The 14348-nt window shown below is 70.6% G+C and carries 10 protein-coding genes and 1 pseudogene; 4 read left to right on the forward strand and 7 right to left on the reverse strand.

Features of this window, described 5'->3' with window-relative positions; all coding sequences use genetic code 11:
- Window positions 1-54: 54 nt before the first annotated feature.
- From ABD808_RS26465 to purS, 5 genes and pseudogenes are all read right to left on the reverse strand, one after another.
- Window positions 55-1134 (reverse strand): annotated as a pseudogene (locus tag ABD808_RS26465) (IS110 family RNA-guided transposase); the annotation flags it as partial.
- 233 nt (window positions 1135-1367) lie between these two features.
- Window positions 1368-4868: a phosphoribosylformylglycinamidine synthase subunit PurL gene (gene purL / locus ABD808_RS26470; protein WP_344901658.1), complete on the reverse strand. Its 3501-nt coding sequence runs from the start codon at window positions 4866-4868 to the stop codon at window positions 1368-1370.
- A gap of 93 nt (window positions 4869-4961) precedes the next feature.
- On the reverse strand, window positions 4962-5642 hold the full coding sequence (purQ, locus tag ABD808_RS26475) for a phosphoribosylformylglycinamidine synthase subunit PurQ (protein WP_344901661.1): 681 nt from the start codon (window positions 5640-5642) through the stop codon (window positions 4962-4964).
- A 98-nt stretch (window positions 5643-5740) separates the two neighbouring features.
- Window positions 5741-6136, reverse strand: a complete 396-nt coding sequence (locus tag ABD808_RS26480; RefSeq protein ID WP_344901664.1) for an ATP-binding protein — start codon at window positions 6134-6136, stop codon at window positions 5741-5743.
- A gap of 279 nt (window positions 6137-6415) precedes the next feature.
- Window positions 6416-6658: a phosphoribosylformylglycinamidine synthase subunit PurS gene (purS, locus tag ABD808_RS26485; protein WP_344901667.1), complete on the reverse strand. Its 243-nt coding sequence runs from the start codon at window positions 6656-6658 to the stop codon at window positions 6416-6418.
- A 98-nt stretch (window positions 6659-6756) separates the two neighbouring features.
- Between purS and ABD808_RS26490 the strand changes: the two genes are divergently transcribed.
- The 4 genes from ABD808_RS26490 to ABD808_RS26505 all read left to right on the forward strand — a co-directional run bounded on the left by ABD808_RS26490 (window position 6757) and on the right by ABD808_RS26505 (window position 12190).
- A complete protein-coding gene (locus ABD808_RS26490) occupies window positions 6757-8376 on the forward strand; it encodes a hypothetical protein (RefSeq protein WP_344901670.1) in 1620 nt (539 codons plus the stop codon).
- Between the two features lie 238 nt (window positions 8377-8614).
- A complete protein-coding gene (gene pdhA / locus ABD808_RS26495; RefSeq protein ID WP_344901674.1) occupies window positions 8615-9745 on the forward strand; it encodes a pyruvate dehydrogenase (acetyl-transferring) E1 component subunit alpha in 1131 nt (376 codons plus the stop codon).
- 76 nt (window positions 9746-9821) lie between these two features.
- Window positions 9822-10805, forward strand: a complete 984-nt coding sequence (locus ABD808_RS26500; RefSeq protein WP_344901677.1) for an alpha-ketoacid dehydrogenase subunit beta — start codon at window positions 9822-9824, stop codon at window positions 10803-10805.
- A 5-nt stretch (window positions 10806-10810) separates the two neighbouring features.
- Window positions 10811-12190 (forward strand): dihydrolipoamide acetyltransferase family protein, encoded by a 1380-nt coding sequence (locus ABD808_RS26505; RefSeq protein WP_344901680.1) that lies wholly within the window; start codon window positions 10811-10813, stop codon window positions 12188-12190.
- A gap of 70 nt (window positions 12191-12260) precedes the next feature.
- Here ABD808_RS26505 and ABD808_RS26510 read toward each other — a convergent pair whose 3' ends face one another.
- Window positions 12261-12506, reverse strand: coding sequence for a DUF6458 family protein (locus ABD808_RS26510; RefSeq protein ID WP_344901683.1), 246 nt, complete (start codon window positions 12504-12506; stop codon window positions 12261-12263).
- Window positions 12507-12597: 91 nt separating this feature from the next.
- Window positions 12598-14334 (reverse strand): OmpA family protein, encoded by a 1737-nt coding sequence (locus ABD808_RS26515; RefSeq protein WP_344901686.1) that lies wholly within the window; start codon window positions 14332-14334, stop codon window positions 12598-12600.
- Between the last annotated feature and the right edge of the window lie 14 nt (window positions 14335-14348).

Below are 14348 nucleotides of genomic sequence, written 5' to 3' on the forward strand. Positions count from 1 at the left end.
GCCCCCTCCCGGGTGGGAGGGGGCGCACTTTGCGTTTTGATTGTTCGGGGTGGATGCTCCTATGGAAGTCAAGCGGCGAGATGGAGATCGTTTGATGTGATGGTATGGTAGATCTCGCGGGCGATGTAACGCTTGAGGCAGCGGATGATCTCTCTCTTGGAGAGTCCGTCTTTGGTGCGTCGTTCCATGTAGGTGCGGGTGCGGGGGTCCCAGCGCAGGCGGCACAGGACGATGCGGTAGAGGGCGGCGTTGGCTTGGCGGTCGCCGCCGCGGTTGAGGCGGTGCCGGTTGGTCTTGCCGGACGAGGCGGGGATCGGCGCAGCGCCGCAGAGCATGGCGAAGGCAGCTTCGGAGTGGATCCGGTCGTGGTTCTCGCCGATGGTGACCAGGAGTTGTCCGGCGGTGTCGGCGCCCAGGCCGTTCAAGGCCGAGCAGGTCGGGGTTGATGGCTGCGACGATGGGTTCCAGGATCTGGTCGAGGTCGTTGATCTCTTCGGTGAGCTGCTGGTGGCGGTGGGCGAGCACGCGCAGGGAGATCTTGGCGGCGGTGACCGGCTGGTCGGCCCGGGTCGGGTCGGGGCGCAGGGCGGCGCAGGTGGTGATGAGCTGGCGGGTGCTCAGCTCGCGCAGCTGGGCGCGTAGTTCCTCGGGTGCGGTGACCAGCAGCGTCTTGATCTGGCGTTGAACGGTGGCACGCTGGGCTACGGCTGAGCGGCGGGCCACGCGCAGCAGGCGCAGGGCCTCCACCCTGCCGTCGCGCTGTTTGGGGGTTCGGTTGCGCTTGCCGGCCAGAGCGGCCTTAGCGGCCTGGATCGCATCGATCGGGTCGGACTTGCCCTGGAAGCGGCGGGTCTTGCGATCCGGGCGATCGACCTCGGCCAGCTCCAGGCCCTGATCGCGGAGGTGGCGGGCCAGCCCCGCCCCATAGGCGCCCGTCCCTTCGATCCCGACGATGACGATCGTCCCGAACGAGCCCATCCAGCCCAGCAGCGCCGCGTAGCCCGAGGCCGTCGCGGGGAACTGCTCGGTGCCCAGCACTCTGCCCACCTGGTCGATCACTGCGGCGGTGTGGGTATCGGCATGGGTATCGACCCCACCGGCGACATCGAGGACCTGCTGGAGTTGGGGTGTAATGGAGGGCATCGTCGTCCTGTCGCTTCAGATCATGGGCAGGGCGGCACGCACCAGCGGGCGGACGGACAAAACAGTGATGGGGCCTCTGGCCAGGTTCGTATCAAGTCACACCGCACGACCGATGAGTTCACATGAGCACCTCCCAGCCGAAGCCGACAGATCCCGTTAAAGACCCGACGTCAGTTAGGCGGTGGGTCAGACCCCGGCGGGGAGGTGCTCACCCATCATCACTGTTAGTCGGCGTAGCTGGGGAGCATGCGCTCGTGGGCTTCGCGGATTTCGTGTATGGGGATACTGAACAGTTCCTGTTGGTCGCCTTCTGGGGCGCGGCCTGTGACGGTCAGAGTGTCGCCGCCCGCCACGCCCAGTTGGGCTACGGGGACGCCTGCCGACTCGCACAGGGCCGCCAGGCGGCTTTCCGCGCCCGGCATGACCACGACCATGGCGCGGGCCACCGATTCGCTGAACAGGGCCGTGAACGGGTCGCCCGCGAGGGTGATGCGGGCGCCGAGGCCGCCGCGTAGGCACGACTCCACGAGGGTTTGTGAGAGGCCCCCGTCTGAGAGGTCGTGGACGGCGGTGACCAGGCCGTCGCGGGCGGCGTTGACCAGGACGGACGCCAGGGCCGCCTCCGCCTTCAGGTCGACCAGCGGCGGCAGGCCGCCCAGGTGGCCGTAGACGACGTGCGCCCATTCGGAGCCGCCGAACTCCTCGCGGGTCTCGCCTAGCAGCGCGATCGTGGCGCCGTCGGTGGTGAGCGACATGTTCACCCGGCGGCGGACGTCGTCGTGGACGCCCAGGACCCCGATGACCGGAGTCGGGTTGATCGGCGTGCTACCGGTCTGGTTGTAGAAGCTGACATTGCCGCCCGTGACCGGGACGCCCAGGTACTGGCAGCCGTCCGCGAGACCCTCGACCGCGCGCGCGAACTGCCACATGACACCCGGATCCTCCGGGGAACCGAAGTTCAGGCAGTTCGTCACGGCCAGAGGGCGTGCGCCCGTGGCGGCGACGTTTCGGAACGCCTCCGACAGCGCGAGTTGCGCGCCCGCGTACGGGTCGAGGCGGGAGTAGCGGCCGTTTCCGTCCAGGGACAGGGCGATGCCCAGACCCGACTCGTCGTCGACGCGCACCACGCCCGCGTTCTCCGGCATGGCCATCACGGTGTTGCCCAGTACGTAGCGGTCGTACTGGGAGGTCACCCACGTCTTGCTCGCCAGGTTCGGCGAGCCCGCGAGCCACAGGACGGTACGGCGCAGCTCGTCGCCGCTGGACGGGCGCGTGAGCCGTCCTGGCGTGTCGGACTGGAGGGCGCCGAGGTCGGCGGGCGGCTCCAGCGGACGGTTGTAGACCGGGCCCTCGTCCACGGCCGTGATCGGCGGGATGTCGACGATCGTCTCGCCCCGCCACGTCATCACCAGGCGGCGGGTGTCGGTGACCTGACCGATCACGGTCGCCGGGATCTCCCAGCGGCCGCAGATCTCCATGAAACGGTCGACCTTGTCGGGTGACACGACCGCCATCATGCGTTCCTGCGACTCGCTCATGAGGATTTCCTCGGGGAGCAGCGTCGCGTCGCGCAGCGGGACGGTGTCGAGATCGACGTGCATGCCGCCGGTGCCCGCCGCGGCGAGTTCCGTCGTCGCGCACGACACCCCGGCCGCGCCGAGGTCCTGGATGCCGACCACGAGGTCCTCGCGGAACAGCTCGAGGCAGCACTCGATCAGCAGCTTCTCCATGAACGGGTCGCCCACCTGGACCGACGGCCGCTTCTGGTGCGACTCCTCGTCGAAGGTGGCCGACGCCAGGACCGACGCGCCGCCGATGCCGTCCGGGCCGGTCAGCGCGCCGAACAGGATCACCTTGTTGCCGGGCCCGGGGGCCGCGGCGCGCTTGATGTCCTCGTGCTTCATCACGCCGACGCACAGCGCGTTGACCAGCGGGTTCTGCTCGTAACAGGCGTCGAACGCCGTCTCACCGCCGATGTTGGGCAGGCCGAGCGAGTTGCCGTACCCGCCGACGCCCGCCACCACACCCGGCAGGACGCGCTGGGTGTCGGGGGCGTCCGCCGGACCGAACCGCAGCGAGTCCATGACGGCGATCGGCCGCGCGCCCATCGAGATGATGTCGCGGACGATCCCGCCGACACCGGTCGCGGCGCCCTGGTAAGGCTCCACGTACGACGGGTGGTTGTGCGATTCCACCTTGAAGGTGACCGCCCAGCCCTGGCCGATGTCCACGACCCCGGCGTTCTCCCCCATCCCGACCAGCAGCTTGTCGGTCTTGGGGGCCTTGTCGCCGAACTGGCGCAGGTGCACCTTGGAGCTCTTGTAGGAGCAGTGCTCGCTCCACATCACCGAGTAGATCGCCAGCTCCGCCGACGTCGGGCGACGCCCGAGGATGTGCCGGAGGCGCTGGTACTCCTCCTCGTTCATCCCCAGCTCGGCGAACGGCTGCGGACGCTCGGGAGACGCGGCGGCGATCGCGACGGTGTCCGTCCCGTGGTGGACGGCGGCGACCTCAAGGGCGGGCTGCGGGCCCGTCCCCACGCGCACGAGCGCCTGCGGCCCCGTCCCCGGCCCGACGGCGGGCTGCGGACCGGTGCCGGGACCCACGGCCGGTTGGGGACCCGTCCCCCGCCCGATCCGCGGTTGGGGACCCGTCCCGGAACCGACCACGGGCAGCGGACCAGTATTCGGTCGGACGGGCTGAAGCCCCGTCCCAGGACCAACGGCGGGCTGCGGACCCGTCCCCGACCCCACGACCGGTTGCGGACCCGTACCAGGACCAACAACGGGCTGAGGGCCCGTACCGGGACCGACCACGGGCTGCGGGCCCGTACCAGGGCCCACGGCGGGCTGTGGGCCCGTCCCACGGCCAAGAACAGGCTGAGGGCCGGTGCCGGGGCCAACGGCGGGTTGGGGGCCAGTCCCACGGCCAACAGCGGGCTGCGGGCCTGTGCCCTGCCCGACGACCGGCTGCGGACCCGTACCCGGACCGACGGTGGGCTGCGGGCCGGTGCCGGGCCCCACGGTGGGCTGCGGGCCTGTGCCCTGCCCGACGACCGGCTGCGGACCCGTACCCGGACCGACGGTGGGCTGCGGGCCGGTGCCGGGCCCCACGGTGGGCTGCGGACCCGTGCCATGGCCGACGACCGGCTGCGGACCCGTGCCGGGGCCCACGGTGGGCAGGGGGCCCGTGCCGGGGTGGACGGTCGGTTGGGGGTCTGTGCCGGGGGTGATGATGGGCTGCGAGCCTGAGCTGGGGGCGGGCGGGTTCGGGGGCGGGGTCAGGGCGGTGTAGTCGTTCGGGTCGTCGGTGGGGGGCGCCGGGTCGGCCTGGTCAGTGGCAGCGCGCTCCTCGGCCAGGGCGCGGGCGAAGTCCTGGTCGGCGGCCTCGATGACGGCGCCGGGGGGAGCGGGCAGCGCGGGCGGGGCGGTCAGTGCCGCCGCGTCGAGCGCCGCCTGGACGGCAGGGTCGACCTGCACGACAACCGGTTCCGAAGGGACGGCCGCCGCCGCTGCCGCGGGTTCCGGCTGCGCGGGGCGGGACGCCGGATCGGCGGGTTTGGCCTCCTCGAGCATGGCCTCGAAGGCCTGCGTCACCGAGGGGTCGACGGGCTGGAGCTCCGGGTCGTCGGCGTCTGACTTCAGCTCGCCGAGCCACTCCATCGAGGGCTCGTCCGCGGACTCCCGGGTGGCTCGCCCGGAGGGTTGGGGCCGTTGCTCACTCATGCGTTCTCCTCGTGGGGGACGAGCCCCCACCCCCCCTTCGCTGACTGCGCTTCAGGTGGGAGGAGACCCCCCACACCCCCCGGTTCGCTTCGCTCATGTTGTGACCATTCTCTGAACGGCCGAGGTGAAGAACCCGAGCCCGTCGGTGGACGGGCCCGTGAGTGACTCCACGGCGTGCTCGGGGTGGGGCATCAGCCCGACCACGTTGCCGGCCTCGTTGCAGATCCCGGCGATGTCGTCGAGGGATCCGTTGGGGTTCAGGTCGACGTACCGGGCCACGATCCGGCCGGAGTCGGCCAATTCCGTCAGGGTCTCCCGGTCGGCGGTGTAGCGGCCGTCCCGGTTCTTGATCGGAATCACCAGCTCCTGGCCCTCACGATATTCGGTGGTCCACGCGGTGTCGGTGTTCTCCACCCGAAGGCGCTGGTCACGGCACACGAAGTGCAGGCCGGCGTTGGGGAGCAGGGCCCCGGGCAGCAGGTGCGACTCGCACAGCACCTGGAAGCCGTTGCAGATGCCGAGGACCGGCAGGCCGGCGCCGGCGGCGGCGACCAGTTCGGTCATCAGCGGCGCGAACCGCGCGATCGCTCCGGCCCGCAGGTAGTCGCCGTAGGAGAACCCTCCGGGGAGGACGACGGCGTCGACGCCCCGCAGGTCATGGTCACCGTGCCAGAGCACGACCGGTTCGGCGCCGGCGATACGGACGGCGCGTGCGGCGTCCCTGTCGTCCAGCGAACCGGGGAAGGTGATGATCCCCACCCGGGCAGCGTCCATCTGTTCTGTTCCTCCGAAATGAGGGGCGGCAGGGACGGGCGGGTCGTTCCGCCGATCAACCCCGCTGCGCGTCGCGTTTCCCCCGCGCGCGTACCAATCTACCCGGCGCTGCGGCTGAGTCTGCGGTCGAGGCGCCGGACCAGGGCCTCATCACGCCAGGTCAACCGCTTCCGCAGGTGGACGGTGGTGCCCCTGTCGGGTGATGAGTCGATGTCCAGGTCGTCCACCAGTGCCCGCATGATCTTAATCCCGCGGCCCGACTCGCTCAAAATCCCCCGTTCCCCGGGGGCCGGCCGGGGCCCGCGGCCCCAGTCCATGATCGCCAGCGTGCAGACGTCCTCGTCGACGCGTCCCGTGACCTCGTACTCACCGGTCGTGCGCGCGTGCTGGACGACGTTCGTGCAGGCTTCGGAGGTGGCGACGAGAACGTCGTCGACGCAGTCGGCGGAGACGCCCAGCCCCCGCAGCGCGTCCCCCACCACCTTTCGGACCACCGGGATGCTCAGCTCCTCGCGAGGTAGCGAGAGCGAGAACCTCATATCCACCCGGACACACCTCGTGTCAGCCCCGGGCTCCCGACGGCCCCCGGTCCCGGAGCGTGCTCGACGACTCGACGCAGCTAACAGTTCCCCGGAGGAATGTTCCGTAATCGCTATAGTCGCGGGTCTTTCACAGAAATCTCGTTGGCACGATCAATGACTTGAGACCATATGGAACGCACCAATGCCATCCTGTACCGAACGGCATTCCATGCCATTCACGCGGTGCGCTGGCTAGATAACGCGGATCTCGTAGTTTTCGATAACGGGGTTGGCCAGCAGGGACTCGGCGATCTGGCCGACCCGCTCCAGGGCCTCCTCGTCGGCCTCGCCTTCCAGCTCGACCTCGAACCGCTTGCCCTGCCGGACGGCGACGACGCCGTCGTATCCCATCTGCGGCAGCTTCCGGGCGATGGCCTGCCCTTGCGGGTCGAGGATCTCCGGCTTGAGCATGACGTCGACGACGACACGCGCCACGGCCGCCCCCTCACTGGTCAGGACTTTTCCTTACGATCCTGAAGCGTACGGCACCATTGCCCTTCACGGACCATCAGCACCCCCCCCGGAGCCGCCCGATGAACATCGAGGACCTGACCCCGACGGAGCGCCGTCTTTGGGAGGCGTTCCCCAAGGGCGAATCGGTCGATCTGTCGTCCGGAGACGCCTCCTACGACGACATCGACCAGGCCGACCGCTGGGGACACGACCGGGTGGTCAGGGCGGAGGTCCTCGTCGCGCTGCTCGCCGGGGCGGTGGAGCCGGAGCCGGGTCAGGTCGCGGCGGTCCGGCTCGGCGGTGCCCGCGTCACCGGGTCGCTGAACCTCGGGCACGCGGACGTCAGCGTCCCGCTGGCCCTCACCTCGTGCTCGTTCGACGAGGCGCCGCACCTGTACTGGGCGAGCATGAACAGCGTCCACCTGATGCGCTGCCAGCTGCCGGGGCTGATCGCGTCCGGCACCCGGGTGGACGGGCATCTGTGGCTGGAGGGCAGCCGGATCAACGGCGGCCTGTGGCTGGACGGCGCGAACATCACCGGCATCCTGAACATGTCGGGCGTGCAGCTGACCAACCCGGGCGGGGACGCGCTGCTCGCCGACCGCCTGACCGTCGAGGCGAACGTCTACTGCGACCAGGGGTTCAGTTCCACTGGCGAGGTGCGGCTGCCCGGTGCGACGGTCGGCGGCCAGCTGATCTTCCGGGGCGCGAAGCTGCACAACCCGTCGGGCGCGGCCCTGTACGCGAGCCGCCTGAACGTGGCGGCGAACGTGTTCTGCGACGGCGGGTTCACCGCCGAGGGCGAGGTCCGGCTGCGCGGCGCCACCGTCGGCGGGTACCTGTCGTTCGTGGGTGCGCGGCTGTCGGCACCCCAGCGCACGGCCCTGAACGCCGACGACCTGACCGTCGAGACCGACATCTACTGTTCGGACGGCTTCACCGCGGTCGGCGCCGTCAGTTTCTCCGGCGCCCGCGTCACCGGACAGCTCAGCTTCCGGGACGCCCGCCTGCGCCACGACCAGGGAACGGCGCTCAGCCTGCAACGCGTCCAGGCCGAGGAACTGCTGCTCCGCACCGCCGAACCGATCCACGGCACGGCCGACCTGTCCTACGCCAGGATCAGCCTGTTGCGGGACGACGCCGCGTCCTGGCCGGAACGCCTCCAACTGGACGGCCTCCAGTACGAGGCCCTCGACCCGCCGCTCGCCGCCCGTGAGCGCCTCGCCTGGCTGCGCCGCGACACCGACGGTTACGCTCCGCAACCCTACGAGCGTCTCGCCCAGGCATACCGGGCCCTCGGGCTGGACGCCGACGGACGGTCCGTCCTGCTGGCGAAGGCCCGCGACCGGCGCGCCACGCAGGGCCTGTCCCGCAAGCTGGTCGGCTGGATGCAGGACGGCCTGGTCGGCTACGGCTACCGCCCGTTCCGCGCGGCGAGCTGGCTGATCGGGCTCCTGGCGTTCGGAACGGTCGTCTTCTCCATCCACAAGCCGGAAGTTCTCGACGGTGGCCAGCAGCCGCACTTCAACGCGTTCTTCTTCACGCTGGACCTTCTCCTGCCCATCGGCACGCTCGGCCAGGAGACCGTGTTCGCGCCCGAGGGCGTCTACCAGTGGATCGCGAACTTCATCGTCGCGGGCGGACTCGTCCTCGGCCTGACCGTCGCGGCGGGCGTGACCCGGGCCCTGTCCCGCGAGTAGCCCTGTTTCACGGGTGGCCCATGACCGCGACCACCGTTACTCGGGTGGCGTGCGTCACGTTTGAGTCAAGGACCTGCGCCGGGGGTAGGGAACCCGGAGAGGCGGGACTTGCATCACAGGGTGTGATGTCTGCCACGATGGCATATGCGGCTTTCGTCCCCTACCCGGGCCGGAGGCCGTTGGCATCGGCCGTCGCGCGGCGATCCCGCGAGTCGGCCCCGAACGAGGAGTGTCATCGATGACGATCGACTCCGTGCGCGGCGCGCCCGACACCCCGCGGCTCGCCGAGCCCGAGCTCGTGCAGCTGCTCACCCCCGAGGGGGAGCGCGTCGAGCATCCCGACTACCCCCTTGACCTCAGCCCGGAGGACGTCCGCGGCCTGTACCGCGATCTGGTGATCGTGCGGAAGATCGACCTGGAGTCGGTGGCGCTCACCCGGCAGGGCGAACTCGGCCTCTGGGCGTCGCTGCTCGGCCAGGAGGCCGCCCAGGTCGGATCGGCGCGCGCGCTGGCCGACAACGACATGGTGTTCCCGACGTACCGGGAGCACGGCGTCGCGTGGTGCCGGGGCGTGGACCCGCTCAACCTGCTCGGCATGTTCCGCGGCGTCAGCCACGGCGGCTGGGACCCGGGCGAGCACAACTTCCACCTCTACACGGTCGTGATCGGCAGCCAGACGCTGCACGCGACCGGCTACGCGATGGGCGTCCAGCGGGACGGCGTGCTCGGCACCCCGTCCGCCGCCGCGACCATCGCCTATTTCGGTGACGGAGCGACATCGCAGGGCGACGTGAACGAGGCGTTCGTGTTCGCCTCCGTGTTCAACGCCCCGATCGTGTTCTTCTGCCAGAACAACCAGTGGGCCATCTCCGAGCCCCTGGAACGGCAGACGCGCATCCCGCTCTACCGCAGGGCACAGGGATACGGGTTCCCGGGCCTGCGGGTGGACGGCAACGACGTGTTCGCCTGTCTGGCCGTCACGCGCAAGGCCATGGAGAACGCCAGGGAAGGCCAGGGCCCGACCCTCATCGAGGCGTTCACCTACCGGATGGGCGCCCACACCACCACGGACGACCCCACGCGCTACCGGCTGAAGGCCGAAGAAGAGGCGTGGAAGCTCAAGGACCCGATCGAGCGCGTCAAGGCGTACCTGGTCCGCAACGACTTCGCCGACGCGGGCTTCTTCGACAAGGTCGAGGACGAGGCCAAGCAGATCGCGCGAGACCTGCGCAACCGCTGCCTCGCCCTCCCCGACCCGGCGCCGCTGACGATGTTCGACAACGTCTACGCGGAGCCGCACCCGCTGATGACCGAGGAGCAGGAGCAGTTCGCCGCCTACCTCGCCTCTTTTGAGGGGGAGACCCGATGACCGCGGCGAAGCGAGGATCTTCGGGTCTCCGACTCGGGGGCCTGGGGGTCGTCCCCCAGAAGGGCAGGGCCGCCAAATGACGACGCTCACTCTTGGTAAGGCCATTAACGAGGGTCTGCGCAAGGCGATGGAGAACGATCCGAAGGTCCTCGTCATGGGCGAGGACGTCGGGAAGCTCGGCGGCGTCTTCCGCATCACCGACGGCCTCCAGAAGGACTTCGGCGAGGAGCGCGTCATCGACACGCCGCTGGCCGAGTCCGGCATCGTCGGGACGGCGATCGGGCTGGCGCTGCGCGGCTACCGGCCCGTGGTCGAGATCCAGTTCGACGGGTTCGTGTTCCCGGCCGCCGACCAGATCATCACGCAGCTCGCGAAGATGCACATGCGCTCACGCGGCGCGCTGTCGCTGCCGGTCGTCATCCGGATCCCGTGCGGCGGCGGCATCGGCGCGGTGGAGCACCACTCGGAGTCGCCCGAGGCGTACTTCACGCACACCGCCGGGCTGCGGGTCGTGTCCTGCTCCAACCCGGTGGACGCCTACACGATGATCCAGCAGTCGATCACCTCGCCCGACCCGGTGATCTTCTTCGAGCCGAAGCGGCGGTACTGGGACAAGGCCGAGGTGGACGTCGAGTCCACGGCCGCCGACTGGACGCCGCTGCACCAGGCCCGCGTCGTCCAGCCGGGCGAGCACGTGACGGTTCTCGCGTACGGGCCGTCGGTGAAGACCTGTCTGGAGGCCGCCGCCGCGGCCGCCGACGAGGGCCGGTCGCTGGAGGTCATCGACCTGCGCTCGCTCAACCCGCTCGACATCGACACCGTCGTGGAGTCGGTGAACCGGACGGGACGCTGCGTCGCCGTCCACGAGGCGCCGGTGTTCAACGGCTACGGCGCCGAGCTGGCCGCGCGGATCACCGAGCGGTGCTTCTACCGGCTGGAGTCGCCGGTGCTGCGGGTCGGCGGGTTCTCCACGCCGTACCCGCCGTCCCGTAACGAGGACGACTACCTGCCCGACCTCGACCGCATCCTGGACGCGGTCGACCGAACCTTCGCGTGGTGACGCCGGTGAGCCAGATCTTCAACCTGCCGGACGTCGGCGAGGGCCTCACGGAGGCCGAGATCGTCAAGTGGCACGTCAAGCCCGGCGACACGGTCGAGATCAACCAGACCATCGTCGAGATCGAGACCGCCAAGGCGATCGTGGAACTGCCGTGCCCGTTCGAGGGCGTGGTGACGGAGTTGATGGTCGACGAGGGCGCGACCGTGGAGGTCGGCGTCCCGATCATCGCGGTGGGCGCCGAGGGCGCGGCGGCTCCTGTGGCCGCGGCTCCTGCGGTGGAGAGCGTGCCGACCGCCGACGAGCCGGGCATCGTGTCGGCACCGGCCAAGGAACAGCCGAAACGGCAGCCCGTCCTGGTCGGGTACGGGGTGAAGGAGGGGGCGACCAAGCGCCGTCCGCGCAAGGCCGCGAACGGCGCCGCACCACCGCCCGCCGCCCCGCCTCCCGCCCCTCCGCCGCCCGCGCCGGTTCGGCGCGCGGCGCCCGCGCCTCGTCCACAGCCTGTGGACAACGGATTGCCGCTGGCGAAGCCGCCGGTCCGGAAGATGGCGAAGGATCTCGGCATCGACCTCGCGACCATCGTCGGCTCGGGCCCGCAGGGCTCGATCACCCGCGACGACGTCCTGGCCGCCCAGTCCGGACCCGCGCCCGCCCAGAACGTGCCCGCACAAGCAGGGCCGCGGGAGGAGCGGACGCCGGTCAAGGGCGTCCGGAAGGCGACGGCGGCGGCGGTGTCCGGTTCGGCGTTCACGGCGCCGCACGTCACCGAGTTCCTCCAGGTCGACGTGACCCGGACGATGGACACGGTGAAACGGCTCCGGGAGCTGCCCGAGTTCGCGGACGTCAAGGTGTCCCCGCTGCTGCTGGTGGCGCGGGCGCTGCTCACGGCCGTGGCGCGGAACCCGCAGGTCAACTCCACGTGGGTGGACGGCCCGTCCGGCGCGGAGATCGTCGTCAAGCGCTACGTGAACCTCGGGATCGCGGCGGCCACCGAGCGCGGCCTGATCGTCCCCAAGGTGAAGGACGCGCACGACCTCGATCTGCCCGGCCTCGCGCGCGCCCTGAACCAGTTGACGGAGACGGCGCGCTCGGGCAAGGCGTCCCCCGCCGACCTGACCGACGGGACGATCACGATCACGAACGTCGGCGTGTTCGGGGTGGACGCCGGGACCCCGATCATCACCCCCGGTGAGGCCGCGATCCTCGCGTTCGGGCAGATCCGCGACCTGCCGTGGGTGCACGAGGGTGAGCTGGCGATCCGCAGGGTCACCACGCTGTCGCTGTCGTTCGACCACCGGATCGTGGACGGCGAACTCGGCTCGAAGGTCCTGCGCGACGTGGGCGCCATGCTGGAGGACCCGATCCGCATGCTCGCCTGGAGCTGATCACACGCTCGCGGGGCCGGTGACCGCCCGTGTCTGACACACGCGTCGGCACCGGCCCCGCGGGCGCGTGTCAGACGCGGGGCGGATTGTCGTCGTCGTAGGTGTGCTCGACGTCGCGTCTCGACTGGAACCGCGGGCCGCGTTGCTGCATGCGGGACATCATCAGCATCTGCAACGCGAACATCACCCCGCCGACGATGATCAGGATGACGCCGATGATGTGGATGTCCACCGGGTCGGTCATCGCGTCCGGTTTGATCGCGAACTTGAGGATCAGCCCAAGCGTGATGGTGAAAACACTGACGCCGATTCCCATGTTCTGACCTCCGCCAGACGATCCTTGGCTGTGCTCTTTAAATATCCGTTTGGATCGCCCGTCACACGTCAGACCGATCACCTGTGGAGGGCTACGAGACGGGCACCTTGTCGACCTTCCCGAAGGGGCCCGCGTCGAGGGTGACGGACGTGACGTTCCCGGGCGGCGCGGGCAGGTAGACGAAGCCGCGCACCGGCTGGTTCACGCCCGTCCGGTACACGGCGCGGCCCGGGCCGACGTAGGCGCTCGGGCCACCGGCCGGGGTCCTCGGCCCGACGCGGACGGCGCGGTACACGTCCTTCCCGCCCGGAACCTGGATGGAGAAGGACGTGAAGACGCCGCCCGGATGGTTCGGGTCCGTGTACGCGGCGTCCGCCGGGGTGTTTCCCGGGCCCTCGTTCACGATGTCGAACACGGCGACGATGTAGGCGCCGTCCCGGTAGAACGGTTTGACCTCCAGGCGCCGTTTCGCCGCCCCGAACCGCCCGTAGCGGGTGGCGACGGTCTTGCCGTCCTGCGGCCGGAACTCGGCGGGCCCCTTCGCGGCGGACCCGCCGGTGCTCGGCGCCCCGGCCGTCGACGTCGGCCTGACCCGGTAGGTGATCTCGACGCGCCGGTTGCGGGCGCGGGCCGCGGCGTCGTCGGCGCCGCCCTCCTTCGCGACCGGCTCGGCCTTGCCCTTGCCGTTCGCGGTGTAGGTGAAGGTGCCGCCGAGCCGCGACTTCAGCTCCCTGGCCACCGCCTCGGCGCGCTCCTTGGACAGCTTCAGGACGGCGGCGTCCTCGCCCTTGTCGTCGGTGTACCCGGTGAGCGTCAGCGGGCCGACGGCCGTCGCCTTGATCCGCGGGGCGATCTGGTCCAGGACGGCCTTCGCGCGGCTCGACAGCTTCGCCGAGCCGGTCTCGAACAGCACGTCGGCGCGCAGCGCCATCGTCTCGTTGGACGCGCCGGACGCGACGTCCCTGGTCTCGCCCTCGACGAGGTCGTACAGCTCCACGGGATTCTCGGTCAGGCTCGGCCCCTGCGGGGTGATCCCGGTGGACGGGCTGCCGCCCGAACCCGACGGCGGCGGTGTCGTCGTCTTCGTCGGGGACGGTGACGTCGTCGACGGCCGCACCCGCGACGGCGCACCCGCACCGAGCGGCCGCGAGCCGTCGTCCGGGGACATCCGGTATCCCCAGGTCGGGCCCCCGCTCCCCGGGTTGAAGCCGGGCGGCGGGGAGAAACCGGGCGGAAGCGAGAAGCCGGGCGGTGGCGAGAAGCCCGGCGGGAACGTGAACTGGGGCGGCGGCGAGGAGCCCGAGCCCGGCGGAGTCGAGAAGCCGGGGAGCGGGCCGGAGGGTTCCGGCGACCCAGGCCGCGGGGTCGTCACCGGGATCCCGGTGAACTCACCGGCCGTGCCCGGAGTGATCGCCGTGACCTTCTGGACGCCGGTCGGAAGCGTCGGGTACTCGGCCGCCATCTCGCGGGTCGCGCCTGGGGCGAAGTCGTCGCCGCTCGTGGAGCCGGTGGGGCGGTAGAGCTTGCGGCCGACGGGGTCGAGAAGGCTGATGGTGAACGGCACGGACTTGGTGGACGAGTCCAGCGACGTCACGCTGTAGCGGAGCACCGACTTGGCGCCCTGCCGTTCGACGCCGTCGATCTCGACGCGGGCGTGCAGGCCGTCGGCGCCGCCGAACCAGCCCTCCTTGGCGTACCCGGACTTGGGGTCGTGGGAGCCGCTCACGCCAACCGTGGGCGGTTCGCTCGTCACCGCCGGGTCGGTGTCGTTGCACCCGGCGATGAGGAGGAGCCCGGTGAGGGAGACGGCGAAAGGCAAGGCGCGCATCGGTCATCCGGTCG

This window comes from Actinomadura meridiana (assembly GCF_039537545.1).
GTDB lineage: Bacteria > Actinomycetota > Actinomycetes > Streptosporangiales > Streptosporangiaceae > Spirillospora > Spirillospora meridiana.

Excerpts from the sequence above, each read along its gene's own strand:
- purL (WP_344901658.1), bottom strand. The coding sequence starts at position 4,868 with ATGAGTGAGCAACGGCCCCAACCCTCCGGGCGAGCCACCCGGGAGTCC.
- purQ (WP_344901661.1), bottom strand. The coding sequence starts at position 5,642 with ATGGACGCTGCCCGGGTGGGGATCATCACCTTCCCCGGTTCGCTGGAC.
- ABD808_RS26490 (WP_344901670.1), top strand. The coding sequence starts at position 6,757 with ATGAACATCGAGGACCTGACCCCGACGGAGCGCCGTCTTTGGGAGGCG.
- pdhA (WP_344901674.1), top strand. The coding sequence starts at position 8,615 with ATGACGATCGACTCCGTGCGCGGCGCGCCCGACACCCCGCGGCTCGCC.
- ABD808_RS26500 (WP_344901677.1), top strand. The coding sequence starts at position 9,822 with ATGACGACGCTCACTCTTGGTAAGGCCATTAACGAGGGTCTGCGCAAG.
- ABD808_RS26510 (WP_344901683.1), bottom strand. The coding sequence starts at position 12,506 with ATGGGAATCGGCGTCAGTGTTTTCACCATCACGCTTGGGCTGATCCTC.
- ABD808_RS26515 (WP_344901686.1), bottom strand. The coding sequence starts at position 14,334 with ATGCGCGCCTTGCCTTTCGCCGTCTCCCTCACCGGGCTCCTCCTCATC.